The sequence below is a fragment of the Thiohalocapsa sp. ML1 genome (genome assembly GCF_001469165.1).
Taxonomy (GTDB): Bacteria; Pseudomonadota; Gammaproteobacteria; order Chromatiales; family Chromatiaceae; genus Thiohalocapsa.
The window spans coordinates 62,959-78,647 of the sequence record NZ_JABX01000021.1 but is presented as its reverse complement, the minus strand read 5'-3'; the positions used below and the strand labels follow the sequence as shown (position 1 = coordinate 78,647).

Sequence of the window (15,689 nt, the reverse complement as noted above, 5' to 3'; positions counted from 1 at the left end):
CGGCAGCGGTGCCCTTTTCGGGCTAAGCTCGCGGGTTACCCCGAGCCCAGGCCAGCGTGAGGAGAGCCCACATGAAACCCGTCCCACTGCGTCTCAAGAAGGACCAGGAACGCCGCCTGCTGGCCGGCCACACCTGGGTCTACAGCAACGAGGTGGACACGGACGCGACACCGCTCAAGGACCTGGAGCCGGGCGCGCCCGTCGAGGTCATCGCGCAGCGCGGGCGCTGGCTCGGCCACGGCTATGCGAACCCGCGCTCGCTCATCTGCGCGCGGATCGTCAGCCGCCGCCACGCGGAGCCCATCGGCGCGACGCTCTTGGTGCAGCGCATCCACGCCGCGCTCGCGCTGCGCGAGCAGCTCTTCGATCGTCCCTTCTACCGGTTGGTGCACGGCGAGGGCGACGGCCTGCCCGGCCTCGTCGTCGACCGCTACGGCGACCTGCTCGCCGTGCAGCTCACCACCGCCGGCATGGAGCGCCTGCGGCCGCTGGTCATCGAGGCGCTGGAGCAGGTGCTGCGCCCGACCCACATCGTGCTGCGCAACGACACCGCGGTACGCGAGCTGGAGGGGCTGACGCAGGGCATCGAGTGGATGCTCGGCGACGACCCCGGCGAGATCGCGCTCGACGAGGGCGGGCTCGCCTTTGCCGTGACCCCGGCCAGCGGCCAGAAGACCGGCTGGTTCTTCGACCAGGCCGACAACCGGCTCGCGCAGCGGCGCTTCGGCCCGGCACAGCGGGTGCTGGACGTCTGCTGCTATCTCGGCGCCTGGGGGCTCCGGGCGGCGGCGGACGGCGCCGAGCAGGTGACGTTCGTCGACGGCGCCGAGAGCGCGCTGCAACAGGTGGCCGCCAACGCCGAGCGCAACGGGCTCGGCGAGCGCATCGGCACGCTGCACGGCGACGCCTTCGAGGTGCTGCGGGCGCTGAAGGACGACGGCGCGCGCTTTGAGCGCGTCATCCTGGACCCGCCCGCCTTCATCAAGCGCCGCAAGGACGAGCGCGACGGCACGCTGGCCTACGAGCGCCTGAACCGACTGGGCCTGGGCCTGCTCGCGCCGGGCGGTCTGCTCATCACCTCAAGCTGCTCCTTCCACATGAGCCGCGACGCCTTCCTGCGCACGGTGCAGGCCGCCGCCCGCCGCAACGAGCAGGACGTGCAGTTACTGCTCGCCGCCGGCCAAGGGCCGGATCACCCGGTGCACCCGGCGATCCCGGAAACGGCGTATCTCAAGACGCTGTTCTTGCGGGTGCTGCCGGGCGGCTAGCGCGGCGGAGCTGAAGGGCCGAGGGCCAAGGGCCGAGGGCCGAGGAAGGCTCCCTTGGCCCTTGGCCCTCGGCCCTACCGCTCATCCGCAAGCGTTTACAGCCCCCAAACAATCCAGGCGCCCGCCAATCATCACAACCGCCGTCACGACCACCACCGCGAGCAGGTTCAGCCCGAGCCCGGCGCGCGCCATCTGCCCGATTGTGACGTGACCGGACGCGAACACGATGGCATTCGGCGGCGTGGCCACCGGCAGCATGAAGGCGCAACTGGCGGCCAGCGCCGCGGCGGTGAGCAGGATGCCCGGGGGCGCGCCGGTCGCCGCGGCGGTGGCCGCGAGCACCGGCATGAGCGTCGTCGTCACCGCCGTGTTGCTGGTGATCTCGGTCAGCAGCACCACCATCGCCGTGACCGTGAGCGTCAGCACCCAGACCGGCAGCCCGGCCAGGCCCTCCAGCCCGCCGCCGATCCAACCGTCCACGCCATTCGCCGCGATGCTCGCGGCCAAGCTCAACCCGCCGCCGAACAGAATCAGGATCTGCCAGGGTACGGCCTTGGCGGTCTCCCAATCCAAGGCCCGCGGCCGGGGCTGGCCCGGAGCCGGCCGCGGTCCCGCCGGCAGCGTGAATAGCAAGAGCGCCCCGAGCATGGCGATGCCGGCGTCCGTCAGGCCGGACAGGCCGGTCCAGGCCGCGAGCTGCGGGCGCAGCAGCCAGCCGGCGGCGGTCAGCCCGAAGACGGCGGCGGTGACCCGCTCCCCGGCGCTCATGGGGCCCAGGCGGGCAAGCTCGCCCGCCAGCACCGCTCGTCCGTGCGCTAGGCGGGTGGCCGGCAGCGAGAAGGCGATGCGCGTGAGGTACAACCAGGTCAGCGGCAGCAGCACGGCCACCAGCGGCAGCCCGATGCCGAGCCAGCGGACCATGCCGATGTCCATGCCGTAGTGCTCGCCCACGTAGGCCGCCAGCACCAGGTTCGGCGGGGTGCCCACCAGGGTCGCGGTGCCGCCGATGGAGCAAGCATAGGCGATGCCGAGCACCAACGCCGTGCCGAAGTCGCCCCTGGGCACAGCGTGGGCGTCACCGTCGGCCCCGCCCTGCTCCGACAGGAGCTGCAGCACGCTGACACCGATGGGCAGCATGACGATGGCCGTCGCGGTGTTGCTGATCCACATGCTGAGCAGCGCCGAGACCAGCATGAAACCGCCCACGAGGGCGCGCGGGCTGGTGCCGACCCGCAGCAGAATCCACAGCGCAATGCGCCGGTGCAGCCCGAAGCGCTGCACCGCCAGGCCGAGCAGAAAGCCGCCGAGGAAGAGAAAGATCAGCGGGTTGGCATAGGGCGCCGTCGCCGCGCGCATGTCCGCAATGCCGAGCAACGGGAACAGCACCACCGGCAGCAGGGCCGTTGCCGCCAGCGGAACGGCCTCGGTGAGCCACCATGCGGCCATCCAGACGGCAACGGCAGCCGTCGCGCGACCCGCGGGCGACAGCCCGGCGACGTCGGGGACCAGCAGCAGCCAGACGCCGAGCCCAAGCATGGGACCGAGCAGCAGCCCGATCTCCGCGATGCTGACACGCGGCATGCCCACCCCTTAGGAACCGTTCAACAACAACTGATCCACCTCATCTCCGCCACCCAAGCTCCGCCACCCGTTCGTCGGACCCGAAATCGAAATCGAAATCGGGATCGAACTCGAAGGCGGATTGCGCAGCCTCGCGCAACCCACCCGTTGTCGAACCAAGCCCCGAGGGCCGAGGCGGGCTCCCTCGGCCCTCGGCCCTCGGCCCCCAGCCCCGGCTCAGGCGTCCAGCGACTGGTAGTAGTCCATCAGGATCTTCGCCACCTCCGGCCGGCTGAATTCCGGCGGCGGGGCGATGCCCTGGCCGAGCATCTCGCGCACCTTGGTGCCGGAGAGCAGCACGAAGTCCTCCTTGGTGTGGTCCGGCGCCTCGGACATCATTACCACCTTGTTGAGCTTCTTGGAGTACGCGGTGTGGTCGGCGCGGAAGATCTCGATGTCGAGCGCGTTCTCAGGCACCTCGGTGTCGAAGATGGTCTGCGCATCGAAGGGGCCGTAGTAGTCGCCGACGCCGGCGTGATCGCGGCCGATGATGAAGTGCGTCGCGCCCATGTTCTGGCGGAAGTAGGCGTGCAGCACCGCCTCGCGCGGGCCGGCGTAGAGCATGTCGAAGCCGTAGCCGGTAACCATGGCGCTGTTGGGCGGGAAGTACAGCTCCACCATCTTGCGGATGGCCGCGTCGCGCACAGGTGCGGGGATGTCGCCGGGCTTGAGCTTGCCGAGCAGCATGTGGATGACCAGGCCGTCGCACTCCAGGCGCTCCATGGCCATGTGGCAGAGCTCCTCGTGGGCGAGGTGCATCGGGTTGCGGGTCTGGAAGGCCACCACGCGCTGCCAGCCGCGCTCGGCGATCTCGTGCCGGATCTCCACCGCGGTGCGGAAGGTGTCCGGGAAGTCGTCCTGGAAGTACGAGAAGTGCAGCACCTCGATGCTGCCGGACAGGGCGATGCGGCCCTGGCCGTTGAAGGCGGCCACGCCGGGATGCTCGCCGTCCAGCGTGCCGTAGACGCGCTCGGTCAGCAGTGCCATCTGCTCCTCCGACACCTCCTCGATGGCGTCGACGTCCATGATCGCGAGCACCGGCTCGCCTTCCATATTCGGGTCGCGCAGCGCGATGCGCCGCGCGTCGCCGATGGCCGCCACGTCCGCCACCAGGCACAGAACGGGCACGGGGAAGAACATGCCGTCGGTGGTCCGCATGCCCTCGGCCACGCTCACGGCGTCGGCCACGCTCATGAAGCCGGTGAGCGGCGAGAAGTAGCCGCCGCCCATCATCACGGCGTTGCCCGCCGCCTGGGAGCTGATGGTGATCGCGGGCAACCCCTGCGCCTCGTGCATCAGCGCATGGTGGCGCTCGGGATCGTATACAAATAGTGGCTTGAGTTCTTCGGAGCCAACGGGTTTGATCATGCTTTGCCTCAAGTGTTGTCGATGGACGACGCCGACGCCGGTGGCATCTGATGGACCCGGCTGCTGCGCGGCCCGGCGGACGCCGCAGGCCGGCGGCGGCACCCGGGCAACGGCGAGCCCGGCAGCGGGACGCGGCAGCTTGGCCATCGAGCGGCTGGTTATTCGCCGGATCGGGGCGATGTGCCGAGGACATCGTCGCCGCAGCGCCGGCTTTGGCGAGTCTGCACCCGCGAGCCACCAAGGAAAATCGCCCCGGACCTTACCATAAGCGCAATAATGGATTTCCCAGGATTTTCCTATGGCGGGGCTAGCAGATTCTTGGGCAGGACCGGGGTAGTAACGAAGTTGTCCGCGCTGTCGGGAATCCGGCCCGCAAACCGTCGCGCCTTGCTTTTCGGTGGTGATTCTGCGAAAAGCCGAGCAGATTCGTCGTCGGTATGCGACGGGTGCCTTGGCGCGTCGCCAAACGCACCGTCGCGCTTTGCGGGGTGAGCCAAGCCACAGCGTGCGCGCCGGCCTGTTCCTTCGCCCGAGGTTATAGCCATGCCGTATTTCGTCTACCGCGTCTCTCCGAAGCTGGAGCTGACCTACATCGACACGAAGGACCGCTACCAAGAGGCACGCACCCTCGTGCGCAACCTGCGCGGGGAACGGGCCGCAGAAGACGATGGCGACTACCGGCTCATCTTCGCGAGCCAACAGGGTGAGGCGGAGCGGCTGTTGTCGACACCGCGCGATGCGCGCGTGATCGGCGAAGACTGACAGGCTCCGCCGCAGCAACGGCCCGCCCGCTTCGCCACCGCGTCGAGCCACGCCCGGCACGTCCACCCATGACGCCAGCAGCCAGCAGCCAGCCCGCCAAAGCAGCCCAGTACGCGGCCGCGCTGGCGCGCTGCCGCGGCCCGTTGCTGGAGTACTGCGGCCAGCGCATCGTCGTGCTGCTGGACCAGGCCGGCGAGGCGCTCTTGGACTTCGCGGAGCGGGCGGAGTCCAATACCGTGCAGGGCCGTTTCTTCGAGGCCATGTCGCACATCAACCACGGGCGCAATGCGCTGATCCGGACCTTCGTCGAGGAGGTCGCGCGCGGTTTCACGGCGCTTGGCGATGCGGCGCCGCAGACGCATGGGCAGGCGGGCACGAAGGCCGTCGCCGAGCTGTCGCTGATCGCTCCGGACGACATGGAGGAGTCCGTCGCCTGCGAGAACATCATTATCAAGGCCAACGCAAACTGCTTTCCGGAGCTGTACGCGCTGAGCCAGCGGCTCGCCGTCATCAGTGACGGCAAGAAGATCAAGGACTCCGAGATCGTTGGCGGCCCGCACCAACTGGTACACGCGATGCGCGCCGCGATGCGTCCGATCGATGTGGACGTCAAGGTCAAGATCGTGCTTTACGCCCTGTTCGACCGCGTCCTGATGCGCGACGTGCAGCGCATCTACCACCAGATGAACGAGCTGCTGCGCGACGACGGCGTGCTGCCACACATCAAGCCCGTCAGCGTCAAGAAGGCGCGCGAGCGCGAGATCCGCGAGCGCGCGGAGCAGGAAGAGCGCGGCGGGACCCGCGAGCCAGGCGACGGCCGCGCGGAAGACACGGCCTCTTTGGGCGGGGAGCTGTTCGACGACATCATCGATCTGATGGCGCGGCGCCGTCCGGGCAGCAAGGCCGCCGGCCCGGCCCAGGCGCCGGTGAGCAGGTCACAGGTGATCTCGGCGTTCGACAAGCTGCCGCAAGAGCGCAACGCGACGGCGCCGCCGCCGGGCGCCGGCGGCAGCGGCGAGATGCAGCTCGACGAGCGCTTCGTCGGCCGCGTCAAGGAGGCGTTGGAGAACGAGCGCGAGCAGGTGCTCGACGCCCTGGACCGCGACAAGCTGGCGCCGGTGGATGCGGGGCTCATCGATCTCATCGGCCTGCTGTTCGAGTACATGCTGAACGACCCGGTGCTGCCCAACTCAGCGAAGGCGCTGATCAGCCATCTGCACACGCCGTATCTCAAGCTCGCGCTGATCGATCGGCGCCTATTGACCAACAGCGAGCATCCCGCCCGCCGCCTGCTCAACGAGATGGTCGAGGCCGGCAGCCTGTGGATGGAAGAAACGCACCCGAACCGCGGCATCTATCCGCACATCCAGCGCATCGTCGATCGGGTGTTGCAGGAGTTCAGCGACGACGTCGCGCTGTTCGATGAGCTGCTGGACTACTTCGACGGGATCGTCGCCGAGCAGCGCAAGCGCACCGACACCATGGAGCGGCGCACCACCGAGGCCGCGCGGGGGCGTGAGCGTTTGCAGCTCGCTCGCCAGTGCGCGGCCAAGGAAGTCCAGGGGCTGACGCAGGGTCGCGAGCTGCCGCGGCCGTTGCTGTTGTTCCTGCGCCAGAACTGGCTCGATTACCTCGCCTTCATCCAACTGCGCAACGACAACCCCGAGCAGACCGAGGCCTGGGCCGACGCCGTCGACGTTGCACGGCAGCTCGTCGAGCTGCTCGAGCCGAACCTGGGCGACGCCGCCCTGGAGCGACGCCTGCCCGGCCTGCCGGGGCTGCGCGCGCGCATTCAAGACGCCATGCGTACCCTGGGCAGCCACAATTACGCCGTGCTGGAGCGCGTCAATGCGCTGCTGGACGACCCGCGCGCGTGGCGCAACCGCGGCGACGAGGACAGCAGCAGCCGCGAGGCCGGCGTCGAGGGGCCATCCACCGCGAGCTACATGCGCGCCATCGTCGACGACAGCGACGAGACCGATCTTGACGACGAAGAGCGCGCGATGATCGAGCGCCTGCGCAAAACCAAGTTCGGGACCTGGTTCGAACTCAAGGACGCCTCAAGCCCCCAACCGAAGCGCGTCAAGCTGTCCTGGATGAGCCTGCTCACGTCCACCTGCATGTTCGTAGACCGAGCCGGCATGCAGGCCGAGGTGAAGACGCTGCGCGAGCTCGCCCGCGAGGTCTTGTCGGGCCAGGCGCGCGTGATCCCCAAGCAGCAGCATCCGTTCATCGAGCGGGCGCTCGTCTCCATCCGCAAGGCCCTGAACCAAGACGAGATTGGCGCGGCCGATGCTGCCGGCGCCGTTGCCGCCGCACCGAACCCCACCGGCAACGCTACGCCGCCGACCGGCCGAGAAACGCCGGGCGATGCCGCGGCGTCCACCGACGCGGGCTAGGATCCCACCGTCACGCTGCCGCCACCGCCATAAGGAACCGGTTCAACAACGACCAGGGATCGGTATCGAAATCGAGATCGGGATCGAACCCGACTGGCAACCGCCCCCGTCTTGATCGCAACGCCGATCAACGCACCTGCCGCCTGCGCAGTCAGGCCACATCCTGGCCTGACGCCACCAGGGCTGGAAGCCCTGGCTACGACGGAGCCCGCGGCGGCAGGCCCGATGCGGGCGCTCGTGCTCAGGAGCGATGTGCCAGCCGCTCGGCCGCGAGGTGCCGCAGCACCTTGCGCACATAGTTCTGCGTCTCCCGATAGGGAGGAATCTGGTTATTGAATTTCTTGACCGCGCCCTCGCCCGCGTTATAGCCGGCGAGCGCCAGGCGCAGGTCGCCGTCGAAGTGATCCAGCAGGAAGCGCAGATAGGCCGAGCCGCCGCGGATGTTCTCGGCCGGATCCCAGATGTTGCTCACGCGAAAGCGCGCGGCCGTACCCGGCATCAACTGCATCAGCCCGCACGCGCCGGCGTGCGACTGCGCGTTCGCCTGGTAAGCGGACTCGGTGCGTATCACGGCATGCAGCAGCGCCGGGCTCAGGTTGTAGCGCGCGGCATTGGCCTCGATCAGGTCCTGGTAGCGGGCGCGCCGAACCGACATTGAGCCGCTCACCGGCGCCGCGGGGCGCGCGGCGGTGACGCTCAAGGAGCCGACATTGAGCTTGGCCTCCACCCGCGCCATGGCCTCTTCCTGGCGCTGCCGGAGCGCCGCCGACTGCTCCTTGTTCTCCGCCACCAGGCGCTTCGACGTGCGTTTCCACTCCAGCCTCAGGTGCGAGCCCGACAGCGGCTCATCGGAAAAGTAGACGTTGCCGTCCTTGTCGACGTACTTGAACACGTCCGCGGAACAGGGCCACGCAACGGCGCCGGCAATGACCCAGGCCGCGGACCACATCCGCAAGCGGCGCCGCCCGGAGCGGACACCGGCAGTCGTTCCGGTATTGGCGACAGCACGCATACGGGATACCCCTGAGCCGCTTAGGTATAGTTGCGAATCCGCAACAGAGTATAGCAGCGAATAACCTTCGTATCTGCCTTTTTATCTTGCTGAATAATCACTTGCGATGTACTCGTCACAGCTTGGCTCAGCAATAGCATCCAAGATCCACTTTTCGCTGCCAAGACATTGCAAATTGTACCTTCGCGGCTATAATCGGTTTGCACAATAAATCGCAAAATCGGGGGAATCTCAATGAATCGCCGTTATTTCCTCGGCGCAGGCTTAGCTGTTGCATCAGCGCCAGTCTGGGCCCGTCGTACCGCGGACATGCAGGTCCGCACGCTCTCGCTGCATCATTTGCACACGGATGAACGCATCAGCGTCGCCTATCGGATCGGCGACAACTACCAGCGCAGCGCGCTGCAACGCCTGAATCATTTCTTGCGGGACTTCCGCACGGGCGACGAGACGGCCATCGATCCGCGCCTGTTCGATCTGCTGCACGACGTGAAGCTGGGTCTCGGCCACGACGACGGCACCTTCGAGATCATCAGCGGCTTCCGCTCACCGCGCACCAACGCCATGCTGCGCCGCGCCTCGTCGGGGGTCGCCCGGCAGAGCCTGCACACGACCGGGCAGGCCATTGATGTCCGCCTGACGGAAATGCCGACCCGCAACATTCGGGATGCCGCACTGACCCTGAGCCGCGGCGGCGTCGGCTACTATCCGCGCTCGGACTTCGTCCACCTCGACACCGGCCGCGTGCGCCGCTGGGGCGCCTAGCCCAGACCGCTGGCAGAGGGCATCGACGCTGTCATCCGTACAGCGCCGAAAACAGACAAGGGCGCGCCAGCGATGCTGGCGCGCCCTTTGCGTTTGCGCGGCGCGCGTCGCCGCCGGTAAGCGTCACCCCGGCTTCCTTGGCCCTTCGCCCTTGGCCCTTGGCCCTTCGCCCTTGGCCCTTCGCCCTCGGCCCTCGGCCCTCGGCCCTTTTGCTCATCTGCAAGCCTTTCGCGCCGCCGAGCAATCTAGCGTCATCGGTGCGCAGACTCCGGGAACAGCGGCGGCAGCCCCGGCGGGACCGGCCCCGGCTGCTGCGGCACCGCATCGAGCAGCGGCGCGATGAGCCGCAGCGTTGCGCCGCCCCGCCACCGGCTCGCCGCTGCGTCACTGGCCGCACCGTAGACGCAGCGGTCCAGCTCCCGCAGCGTCGCGAGCGCGTCGTCCCCGGCCCCGGCATCCCGCAACGCCGCCGCCACGTCGGGCCGCTCGGCGCGTGCCCCTTGCCGCACGGACGCCCAGGCAACGAGCTGCCGCCGCGCCTCTCGGGCATCGTCGCGCTCGCAGGCGAGCCGAAACCGCCGCGACAGGTCGGCGCGGCTCAGCGCGGGTGGCGCGGCCTGCACCCGGGTCGGGGCTGCCGCGCCGTGGCGGCGTTCCCGCCGCCAGAGCAACAGCGTCACGAGCCAGCCGAGCCCAAGCAGCGCCGCCAGCGCATGCGGCGACCAGACGTCGGCACCCGCCCGGGCCAGAAACCGTTCCCGCCACGTCGTCGCCCGCGTAGTGACCGCGTCCTGCGCGGCGCCGGCGCCGACGACAACAAGATCCCGCGCCGGCACCGCTGCCTGCCGCGATGCATCGGCCCCCAGGCTCCACCACGGGATGCGCAGCTCCGGCACCCGCAAAATTCCGGGCAGGGTGGGCACCAGCGTCTCGGTCAAGACCGTCGTCAGTGCGAGGTCGTCGCCCACCTGCCGGACCTCGGTCTGCGCCGGCTCCGGATACACCCGAAGGCCGTCCACCGAAGGCGGCGCCGGCAACGTCAGCGCCGCGGCGCCCACGCCGGTGGCGTCGATGACGGTGCGCCGCGTCACCGGCTCCCCGACCCGCACCTCGGCCGCCTCCGGAGACCAGGTCTGCGTCACCGAAACGGACTCCGCGGGCAGCCAGGGCACCTCGGCACCCGCCGGGGGCGGTCGCACCCGCAGCACCAGATCGGGTGCCGTGCGGGAGATGACGGTGCGCCGCTCGATCAGCGCGTCGCTCTGCGCCGCGCCCTTGAGCGCCCGCAGCGGAACGGCGGCAGAGAGCGTCGGCGCCACGATGGTGAGCTCACCCGAGCGCTGCGGCACCACGCTGTAGAGCCGCTCGATGACGCGGTACTCGCGGCCGTTGCGCAGGCTCTCGGAGCGCTGCTCCTGGCCCAGCCGCTGGATCAGCGCGCCCTCCCCCGCGGGCTCCGTCAGCGTCGCACCCCGCAGCGGCACCCGCGCGAGGACGCGCACGCGGTAGCGCAGCCGGGACTGCACATAGGGCGCGCTCGTGTCGGCGCTGACCTCCAGCAGGACGTCGTCCGCCGGCACATCGGCGGCATGCAGCCCGCCGATGCCGAGCAACAGCCCGAGCGCCAGCGCGAGGAGCAGCGGCAGACAGAGCCTCAGACCGCCCAGGGCGCGGAGCGCTTTCTTTCGCAATCCGGTCGTCGCCGCAGGAGAACCGAGGGCCACCGGCCGAGGGCCGAGGCGGGCTCCCTCGGCCCTCGGCCCTCGGCCCTTTTGCCTACAAGCGCCGTGTCGTCGTGAAACGTGACTCATCTGCAAACAGTCGGCGCCATCAAGCAATCTATCGAGGCTTCGCCTCAGACCGACGAGTCGTGCTCATCGCCATCGAAATCGCTATCGAAATCGGGATCAGGATCGGGATCGGGATCGATCCGGGATCGGGATCGGGATCGGGATCGGGATCGGGATCGGGATCGGGATCGGTCGGCACTCGGTTCGATTTCGATTTCGATCCCGACGCGCCTCGCCAGTCCGACGCCCCGTCGAAACTTGACTCATCGGCGCAGGTGAACCAAGGGCCGAGGGGGCGGCTCCCTCGGCCCTTTTGCCTGCAAGCGCCGTGGCGTCGCGAAACTTGGCTCGTCTACTAACCATTAGGCGCCGTCAAGCAATTTAGTGCAATTCGCCATGGCGGCGCAGGTACTGGAGCATCAGACGTTCGCGCAGCAGGCGGCCGGGGTCGTCCGGGACCTGTTGCAGCAGATAGCCGTCGGCGACGGCATCGGCGGACGGCAGCTCGGCGTCGGCGCCAGGGTCCTCGGTGTCGCCGCTGAGGCCCCGGCCGCCGACGGGCTCGCCGAGCGCGCCGGATGACCCGGCGCTGTCCGCGGCGGTGGCGGCGGCGCCGTCCCGCTGCTGCGATGCCTCGGGCAACACGCTCGGCGCTGGTGCCGCGCCGGCCGGCCCGTCGGCGCCGGGCGAGCCCGCGCTGGCGCCACCGCCGTCCAAGGCCGACGGATCACTCGTCCCTGCCTCCGCACCCGCTTGCCCCGACTCGCCGGCGTCCGTCTCGGCAGCGCCCGCGCCGGGCTCCGCGCCCTGCATAGCGTCGTTGTCCGCGCCGCCTTGAAGGCGGGCGGGCACGGGCTCGCGCATCAGGCCGAGCAACAGGCGCCGGTTGTGCTCCGCGTCGGCGTGCTCGGGTACGAGCGCCAGGGCCGCGTCATACTCCGCCAGCGCCGCGTCGTAGCGGCCGAGCCTCGCCAGCGCGTTGCCGCGGTTGTAATGGGCCTCGGCGCCGGTGAGCCCGCTCAGGTCATCCAGCGCCCCGGCATAGTCACCGCCCCGATAGCGCAGCGCCGCCCGCCAGCGCGCGTCATCCATGCCCGCGAGCGCCCGCTCGAGCTCACCCGCCGCCGCCGCCCGCAGCGCGCGCTGCTCCGGGCGCAGCCACAGCTCGGCCCAGGGCGAAGCGGCCGCCGGCGGCGGCGTCAGCAGCAACGCCAACGGCAGCACGCCGAGCCAGCCGCGCCGGAACGCGAGCGCCGCCAACGGCAGCGCCAGCAGCAGGAGCCAGGGCCCGTCGTCGCGCCATTGCCGCTCCACGCTGACCTGCCTGCCGGCGGCGTCGATGCGCCGCTCATCCTGCAGCGCGAGCAGCCGCGCCGTATCCAGGTCATCGGCACGCGAGGTCACGACGATGCCGCCGCCGGCCGCGGCCACCGCGGCGAAATCCGGGTGCGTCGACAGCGCAAGCACCGAGACCCGATGCCCGGCGGCGCGCAGCGCGCCGGCCGCGGCCACTGTCTCGGCCAGTGTGCTGACGCCGTCGGTCACGAGCAGGACGTCGCCGCCCGTGGCGGCGCTGCGTCGCAGCAGCACGCCGGCCATGTCGAGGGCGAGGTCGGTCCGCCGCTCGCCGGTCACCGGCAGTACCTCGGGCGCGAGCAGCGGCACCTGCTCGACAATGGTGCCGGCGTCCGTCGTCAGCGGCGCGATCAGAAAGGGCTCGGCGCCGAAGGCGATGAGCGCGAACTGCCCCTCGTCGGTGCCGCGCAGCAGATCCATGACCTCGAACCGCGCCCGCGCGAGGCGCGAGGGCGCGATGTCCTGCGCCTGCATGCTCGCGGACAGATCGAGCAACAGCACGCGCGGGTGCTCGATGCGAAACACCGGCCGGCTCGCGAGCTGCCAGGCCGGTCCGGCCAGGGCAGCCGCCACCAGCAGCCAGCCGACGGCCACCAGCGCCAGCAGCACGCGCGGCCGGGCACCGGCGCCCGGCGTCAGCACCAGCTCGCGCAGCGGTGCGTCGACCAGGTCCTCCCAGCGCCGCTCCTGGCGCTGCCGGCGCAGGATCAGCCAGATCACCAGGGCCAGCAGCGGCAGCAGCCAGAGCCAGCCGGGCCGCAGCCAGTGCGGATCAACGGGCATCGCGGGACTCCACAGCGGCCACGCCCGCGTCGGCGGCTTCGGGATGGCCGCCGAGCCGCGCCCGCACCGGCGGCGGCAGATGCAGATGCAGATGGGGCAGCGCCAGCAGCAGGCAGAGGCCGAGCGCCAGCGCCGCCGGCAGCGGGTACAGGTCCCGTGCGGGCCGATAGGTCTGCAACGCCCGGACGCTCGGCTCCAGACGGTCCAGCGCCGCGTAGGCTGCCGCCAGCTCCCGCGCATCGGCGGCGGCGAAATAGCGCCCGCCGGTCAGGCTTGCGACGGCGCGCAGCAGCTCCGGATTCAGATCATCGCCCGCCTGCCGCAATCGGTAGCCGCCGACCGAAGCGCCCTCGACGCCGCCAAGCCCGATGCTGTAGATGCGCACGCCGGCGCGGGCGGCCAGGCCCGCCGCCTGCAGCGGCGTCAGCCGGCCGACGCTGTTGTCGCCGTCCGTCAGCAGCACGATGACGCGGTTGCCCGGCGGCTCCGCCCGCAGCCGCTTCACGGCGAGCCCGATGGCATCGCCGATAGCCGTATCCCGGCCGGCGAGGCCCACGACGGCCTCCTCCAGCATCTGCACCACGGCGTTGCGGTCGTAGGTCAGCGGCGTCTGCACGTAGGGCGCGCTCGCAAACAGGATGAGCCCGAGGCGATCCTGCGCCCGGCGCTCAATGAAGGCCCTTGCCGCCTGCTTGACCACCGCGAGTCGGCTCGCCGGCTGCCCGGCCAGCTCGAAATCCGGCTGCTCCATGCTGCCGGAGACGTCCACCACCAGCATCAGGTCGCGGCCGGACATGGGCAGCGCCGCGGGCTCCCCCAGCCACTGCGGGCGCGCCGCGGCGAGCACGAGCAGCAACCAGGCGGCCACGGCCACGAGTAGCCGCAGCCGCCGCAGCCGCACCTCGGGCAGGGCGGCGAGGGCCGCCAGCGCCGCGTTCGCCGGCAAGCGCAGCGCGCGGCCCTGCACCCGGCGCGCCGGCGGCAACAGCCAGCGCAGCACCAGCGGCAGCGCCAGCGCGGCGAGCACCCAGGGCCAGGCCAGCGTCAGCATGGCGCGCTGCCCTTGCCCGCCGCCGCGCCGTGGCGAAACAGCGCCGCCGCGGCATCCGCAAGTGCCGCGGCATCAACCGCCGCCGCGGGCCGGTAAGCCGACTCCGTCAGCGCTTCCCCCAGGTTACCCGCCAGGCCCTCACGCAGTGCCGCCGGGGCGTCCGCGCACTTGCGCCGCAGATAGTCGATCCAGGCCGCACCGGTGAGGCCGGCGGCGGCATCGGCCGGGTAGCGCGCCAGCACATAGCGCCGCAACAGCGCGGACAGGCCGCGCAGGAACGCGAGATCGTTGCCGTCCGCCTGCCAGCGCGAGCGAAGCTGCGCAAGCTCCGCGAGCGCCAGAGCGGACGCCGCCGTCCGTTGCCGGCGCCGCCGCTGCCGCCGCCACCAGAGTGCGAGCCCGACGCCGGCGAGCAGCGCGACGAGCCACCAGCCCGGCGCCGGCGGCCACCAGTGGAGCGGCTCCGGCAGGTGGTAATCGCGCAGCCCGGCCAGTGGGTCGGCGTTCATCCGGTCCGCCCCATTGGCTGTCCGAGCCCGCGTGCGAGCGCGGGCCCGACGGCCCAGTCCGTGCGCAGTGCCAGCAGATGCGCACCGCGCCGCCGCGCCAGGTCCGCGAGCCGCTGCCGCCGGTGCTGGAAGCCGCGCTCATACCAGGCGCGCCGGCCGGCGCTGTGCGTATCGAGGGTGCGACGCCCGCCGACGCCGAGCACCGGGTAGCGGCCGGCCGGCGGGGCCGTCTCTTCGATGGGGTCATGCACCGCCACCAGCGCGACCTCGCAGCGCCGGGTAAGCCGGGCAAGCCAGGTGTCGTCCACGTCGGCGTCGGCGAAGTCGCTGATGACGAAGGCCAAGCCGCCGTCCGGGGACAGGCTGAGCAGGCGCTCCACGGCATCACCAAGGCGAGCGTAGCCGCCTCCGGTGCCAGGCGCCGTCGCGGGCCCCGCCAGCGCCCCCAGCAGGCCGAGCAGCGGCGCCTGCCTTGGCGCCGGGCGACGCTCGGTATGCGCCTGCTCGTCGAACACCAGCCCGCCGACGCGCTCGCCGCGCTCGACGCCCGCCCAGCCGAGCAGCGCGGCGGCACGCGCTGCGACCACCGACTTGAACGCGACCCGGGTCGCAAAGCGCATGGCCGCACGCTGATCCACGAGCAGCCAGAGCGGCTGCTCGCGCTCCTCGCGAAAGAGCTTCACGTGCGCCCGCCCAACGCGGGCCGTGACCCGCCAGTCCATCGTGCGCGGGTCGTCCCCCGGCACATAGACGCGGGACTCGTCGTAGTCGATGCCCGGGCCGCGAAACGGCGACAGGTGAGTGCCGGCGCGCGTCGCCAAGGCCCGGCCCCGAGTCGCAAGGCCGAGGCGCCGCGCCTCCGCCCGGCAGGCGATGAGGCGCTTGAGCGAGAGGCTCGCGACACCGTCGGCGGCGTCGGTGGGGGCAGCGGCGGTCGGCACAGCGTCGGGCGATGCGTCGGCAGGCATGACTAGCGAGGCAGGGCGTCAGACCAAGCAGGGCACGG

At 70.8% G+C, this 15,689-nt stretch carries 13 protein-coding genes; 4 read left to right on the top strand and 9 right to left on the bottom strand.

Annotation, left to right across the window (positions count from 1 at the left end; all coding sequences use genetic code 11):
- Positions 1 to 71 precede the first annotated feature (71 nt).
- Positions 72 to 1,268 (top strand): class I SAM-dependent rRNA methyltransferase, encoded by a 1,197-nt coding sequence (locus tag ML01_RS14620; RefSeq protein WP_058556139.1) that lies wholly within the window; start codon positions 72 to 74, stop codon positions 1,266 to 1,268.
- A gap of 81 nt (positions 1,269 to 1,349) precedes the next feature.
- Here ML01_RS14620 and ML01_RS14615 read toward each other — a convergent pair whose 3' ends face one another.
- Positions 1,350 to 2,849 carry a DASS family sodium-coupled anion symporter gene (locus ML01_RS14615; RefSeq protein ID WP_058556138.1) on the bottom strand — a complete coding sequence of 500 codons (1,500 nt, stop codon included), beginning with the start codon at positions 2,847 to 2,849 and terminating at the stop codon, positions 1,350 to 1,352.
- A gap of 216 nt (positions 2,850 to 3,065) precedes the next feature.
- A complete protein-coding gene (sat, locus tag ML01_RS14610) occupies positions 3,066 to 4,256 on the bottom strand; it encodes a sulfate adenylyltransferase (RefSeq protein ID WP_058556167.1) in 1,191 nt (396 codons plus the stop codon).
- A 543-nt stretch (positions 4,257 to 4,799) separates the two neighbouring features.
- Here sat and ML01_RS14605 point away from each other — a divergent pair.
- Complete coding sequence (locus tag ML01_RS14605; protein WP_058556137.1) at positions 4,800 to 5,018, top strand: hypothetical protein; 219 nt, start codon at positions 4,800 to 4,802, stop codon at positions 5,016 to 5,018.
- A gap of 68 nt (positions 5,019 to 5,086) precedes the next feature.
- Positions 5,087 to 7,417: a DUF1631 domain-containing protein gene (locus ML01_RS14600; protein ID WP_058556136.1), complete on the top strand. Its 2,331-nt coding sequence runs from the start codon at positions 5,087 to 5,089 to the stop codon at positions 7,415 to 7,417.
- Between the two features lie 241 nt (positions 7,418 to 7,658).
- Here ML01_RS14600 and ML01_RS14595 read toward each other — a convergent pair whose 3' ends face one another.
- Positions 7,659 to 8,366 carry a transglycosylase SLT domain-containing protein gene (locus tag ML01_RS14595; protein WP_058556135.1) on the bottom strand — a complete coding sequence of 236 codons (708 nt, stop codon included), beginning with the start codon at positions 8,364 to 8,366 and terminating at the stop codon, positions 7,659 to 7,661.
- Positions 8,367 to 8,738: 372 nt separating this feature from the next.
- Between ML01_RS14595 and ML01_RS14590 the strand changes: the two genes are divergently transcribed.
- Positions 8,739 to 9,194, top strand: a complete 456-nt coding sequence (locus tag ML01_RS14590) for a DUF882 domain-containing protein (protein ID WP_371258217.1) — start codon at positions 8,739 to 8,741, stop codon at positions 9,192 to 9,194.
- Positions 9,195 to 9,445: 251 nt separating this feature from the next.
- On the opposite strand, the gene ML01_RS14585 is transcribed toward ML01_RS14590, so the two are convergent.
- The 6 genes from ML01_RS14585 to ML01_RS14565 all read right to left on the bottom strand — a co-directional run bounded on the left by ML01_RS14585 (position 9,446) and on the right by ML01_RS14565 (position 15,651).
- On the bottom strand, positions 9,446 to 10,885 hold the full coding sequence (locus tag ML01_RS14585) for a BatD family protein (protein WP_058556133.1): 1,440 nt from the start codon (positions 10,883 to 10,885) through the stop codon (positions 9,446 to 9,448).
- A 148-nt stretch (positions 10,886 to 11,033) separates the two neighbouring features.
- Complete coding sequence (locus ML01_RS29990; RefSeq protein WP_173865180.1) at positions 11,034 to 11,183, bottom strand: hypothetical protein; 150 nt, start codon at positions 11,181 to 11,183, stop codon at positions 11,034 to 11,036.
- A gap of 182 nt (positions 11,184 to 11,365) precedes the next feature.
- Positions 11,366 to 13,123, bottom strand: a complete 1,758-nt coding sequence (locus tag ML01_RS14580) for a VWA domain-containing protein (RefSeq protein WP_058556132.1) — start codon at positions 13,121 to 13,123, stop codon at positions 11,366 to 11,368.
- Positions 13,113 to 14,174, bottom strand: a complete 1,062-nt coding sequence (locus ML01_RS14575; RefSeq protein WP_058556131.1) for a VWA domain-containing protein — start codon at positions 14,172 to 14,174, stop codon at positions 13,113 to 13,115. The genes ML01_RS14580 and ML01_RS14575 overlap by 11 nt, the downstream gene beginning before the upstream one ends.
- Positions 14,168 to 14,683: a DUF4381 domain-containing protein gene (locus tag ML01_RS14570; protein WP_058556130.1), complete on the bottom strand. Its 516-nt coding sequence runs from the start codon at positions 14,681 to 14,683 to the stop codon at positions 14,168 to 14,170. Before ML01_RS14570 ends, ML01_RS14575 begins: the two co-directional genes overlap by 7 nt.
- A complete protein-coding gene (locus ML01_RS14565; RefSeq protein ID WP_058556129.1) occupies positions 14,680 to 15,651 on the bottom strand; it encodes a DUF58 domain-containing protein in 972 nt (323 codons plus the stop codon). Before ML01_RS14565 ends, ML01_RS14570 begins: the two co-directional genes overlap by 4 nt.
- Positions 15,652 to 15,689 lie beyond the last annotated feature (38 nt).

Bases quoted from the DNA above. Each gene is read 5' to 3' on its own strand.
- sat (WP_058556167.1), bottom strand. From the start codon at position 4,256: ATGATCAAACCCGTTGGCTCCGAAGAACTCAAGCCACTATTTGTATAC.
- ML01_RS14580 (WP_058556132.1), bottom strand. From the start codon at position 13,123: ATGCCCGTTGATCCGCACTGGCTGCGGCCCGGCTGGCTCTGGCTGCTG.
- ML01_RS14620 (WP_058556139.1), top strand. From the start codon at position 72: ATGAAACCCGTCCCACTGCGTCTCAAGAAGGACCAGGAACGCCGCCTG.
- ML01_RS14600 (WP_058556136.1), top strand. From the start codon at position 5,087: ATGACGCCAGCAGCCAGCAGCCAGCCCGCCAAAGCAGCCCAGTACGCG.
- ML01_RS14615 (WP_058556138.1), bottom strand. From the start codon at position 2,849: ATGCCGCGTGTCAGCATCGCGGAGATCGGGCTGCTGCTCGGTCCCATG.
- ML01_RS14565 (WP_058556129.1), bottom strand. From the start codon at position 15,651: ATGCCTGCCGACGCATCGCCCGACGCTGTGCCGACCGCCGCTGCCCCC.
- ML01_RS14595 (WP_058556135.1), bottom strand. From the start codon at position 8,366: ATGTGGTCCGCGGCCTGGGTCATTGCCGGCGCCGTTGCGTGGCCCTGT.
- ML01_RS14575 (WP_058556131.1), bottom strand. From the start codon at position 14,174: ATGCTGACGCTGGCCTGGCCCTGGGTGCTCGCCGCGCTGGCGCTGCCG.
- ML01_RS14570 (WP_058556130.1), bottom strand. From the start codon at position 14,683: ATGAACGCCGACCCACTGGCCGGGCTGCGCGATTACCACCTGCCGGAG.
- ML01_RS14605 (WP_058556137.1), top strand. From the start codon at position 4,800: ATGCCGTATTTCGTCTACCGCGTCTCTCCGAAGCTGGAGCTGACCTAC.
- ML01_RS14590 (WP_371258217.1), top strand. From the start codon at position 8,739: ATGCAGGTCCGCACGCTCTCGCTGCATCATTTGCACACGGATGAACGC.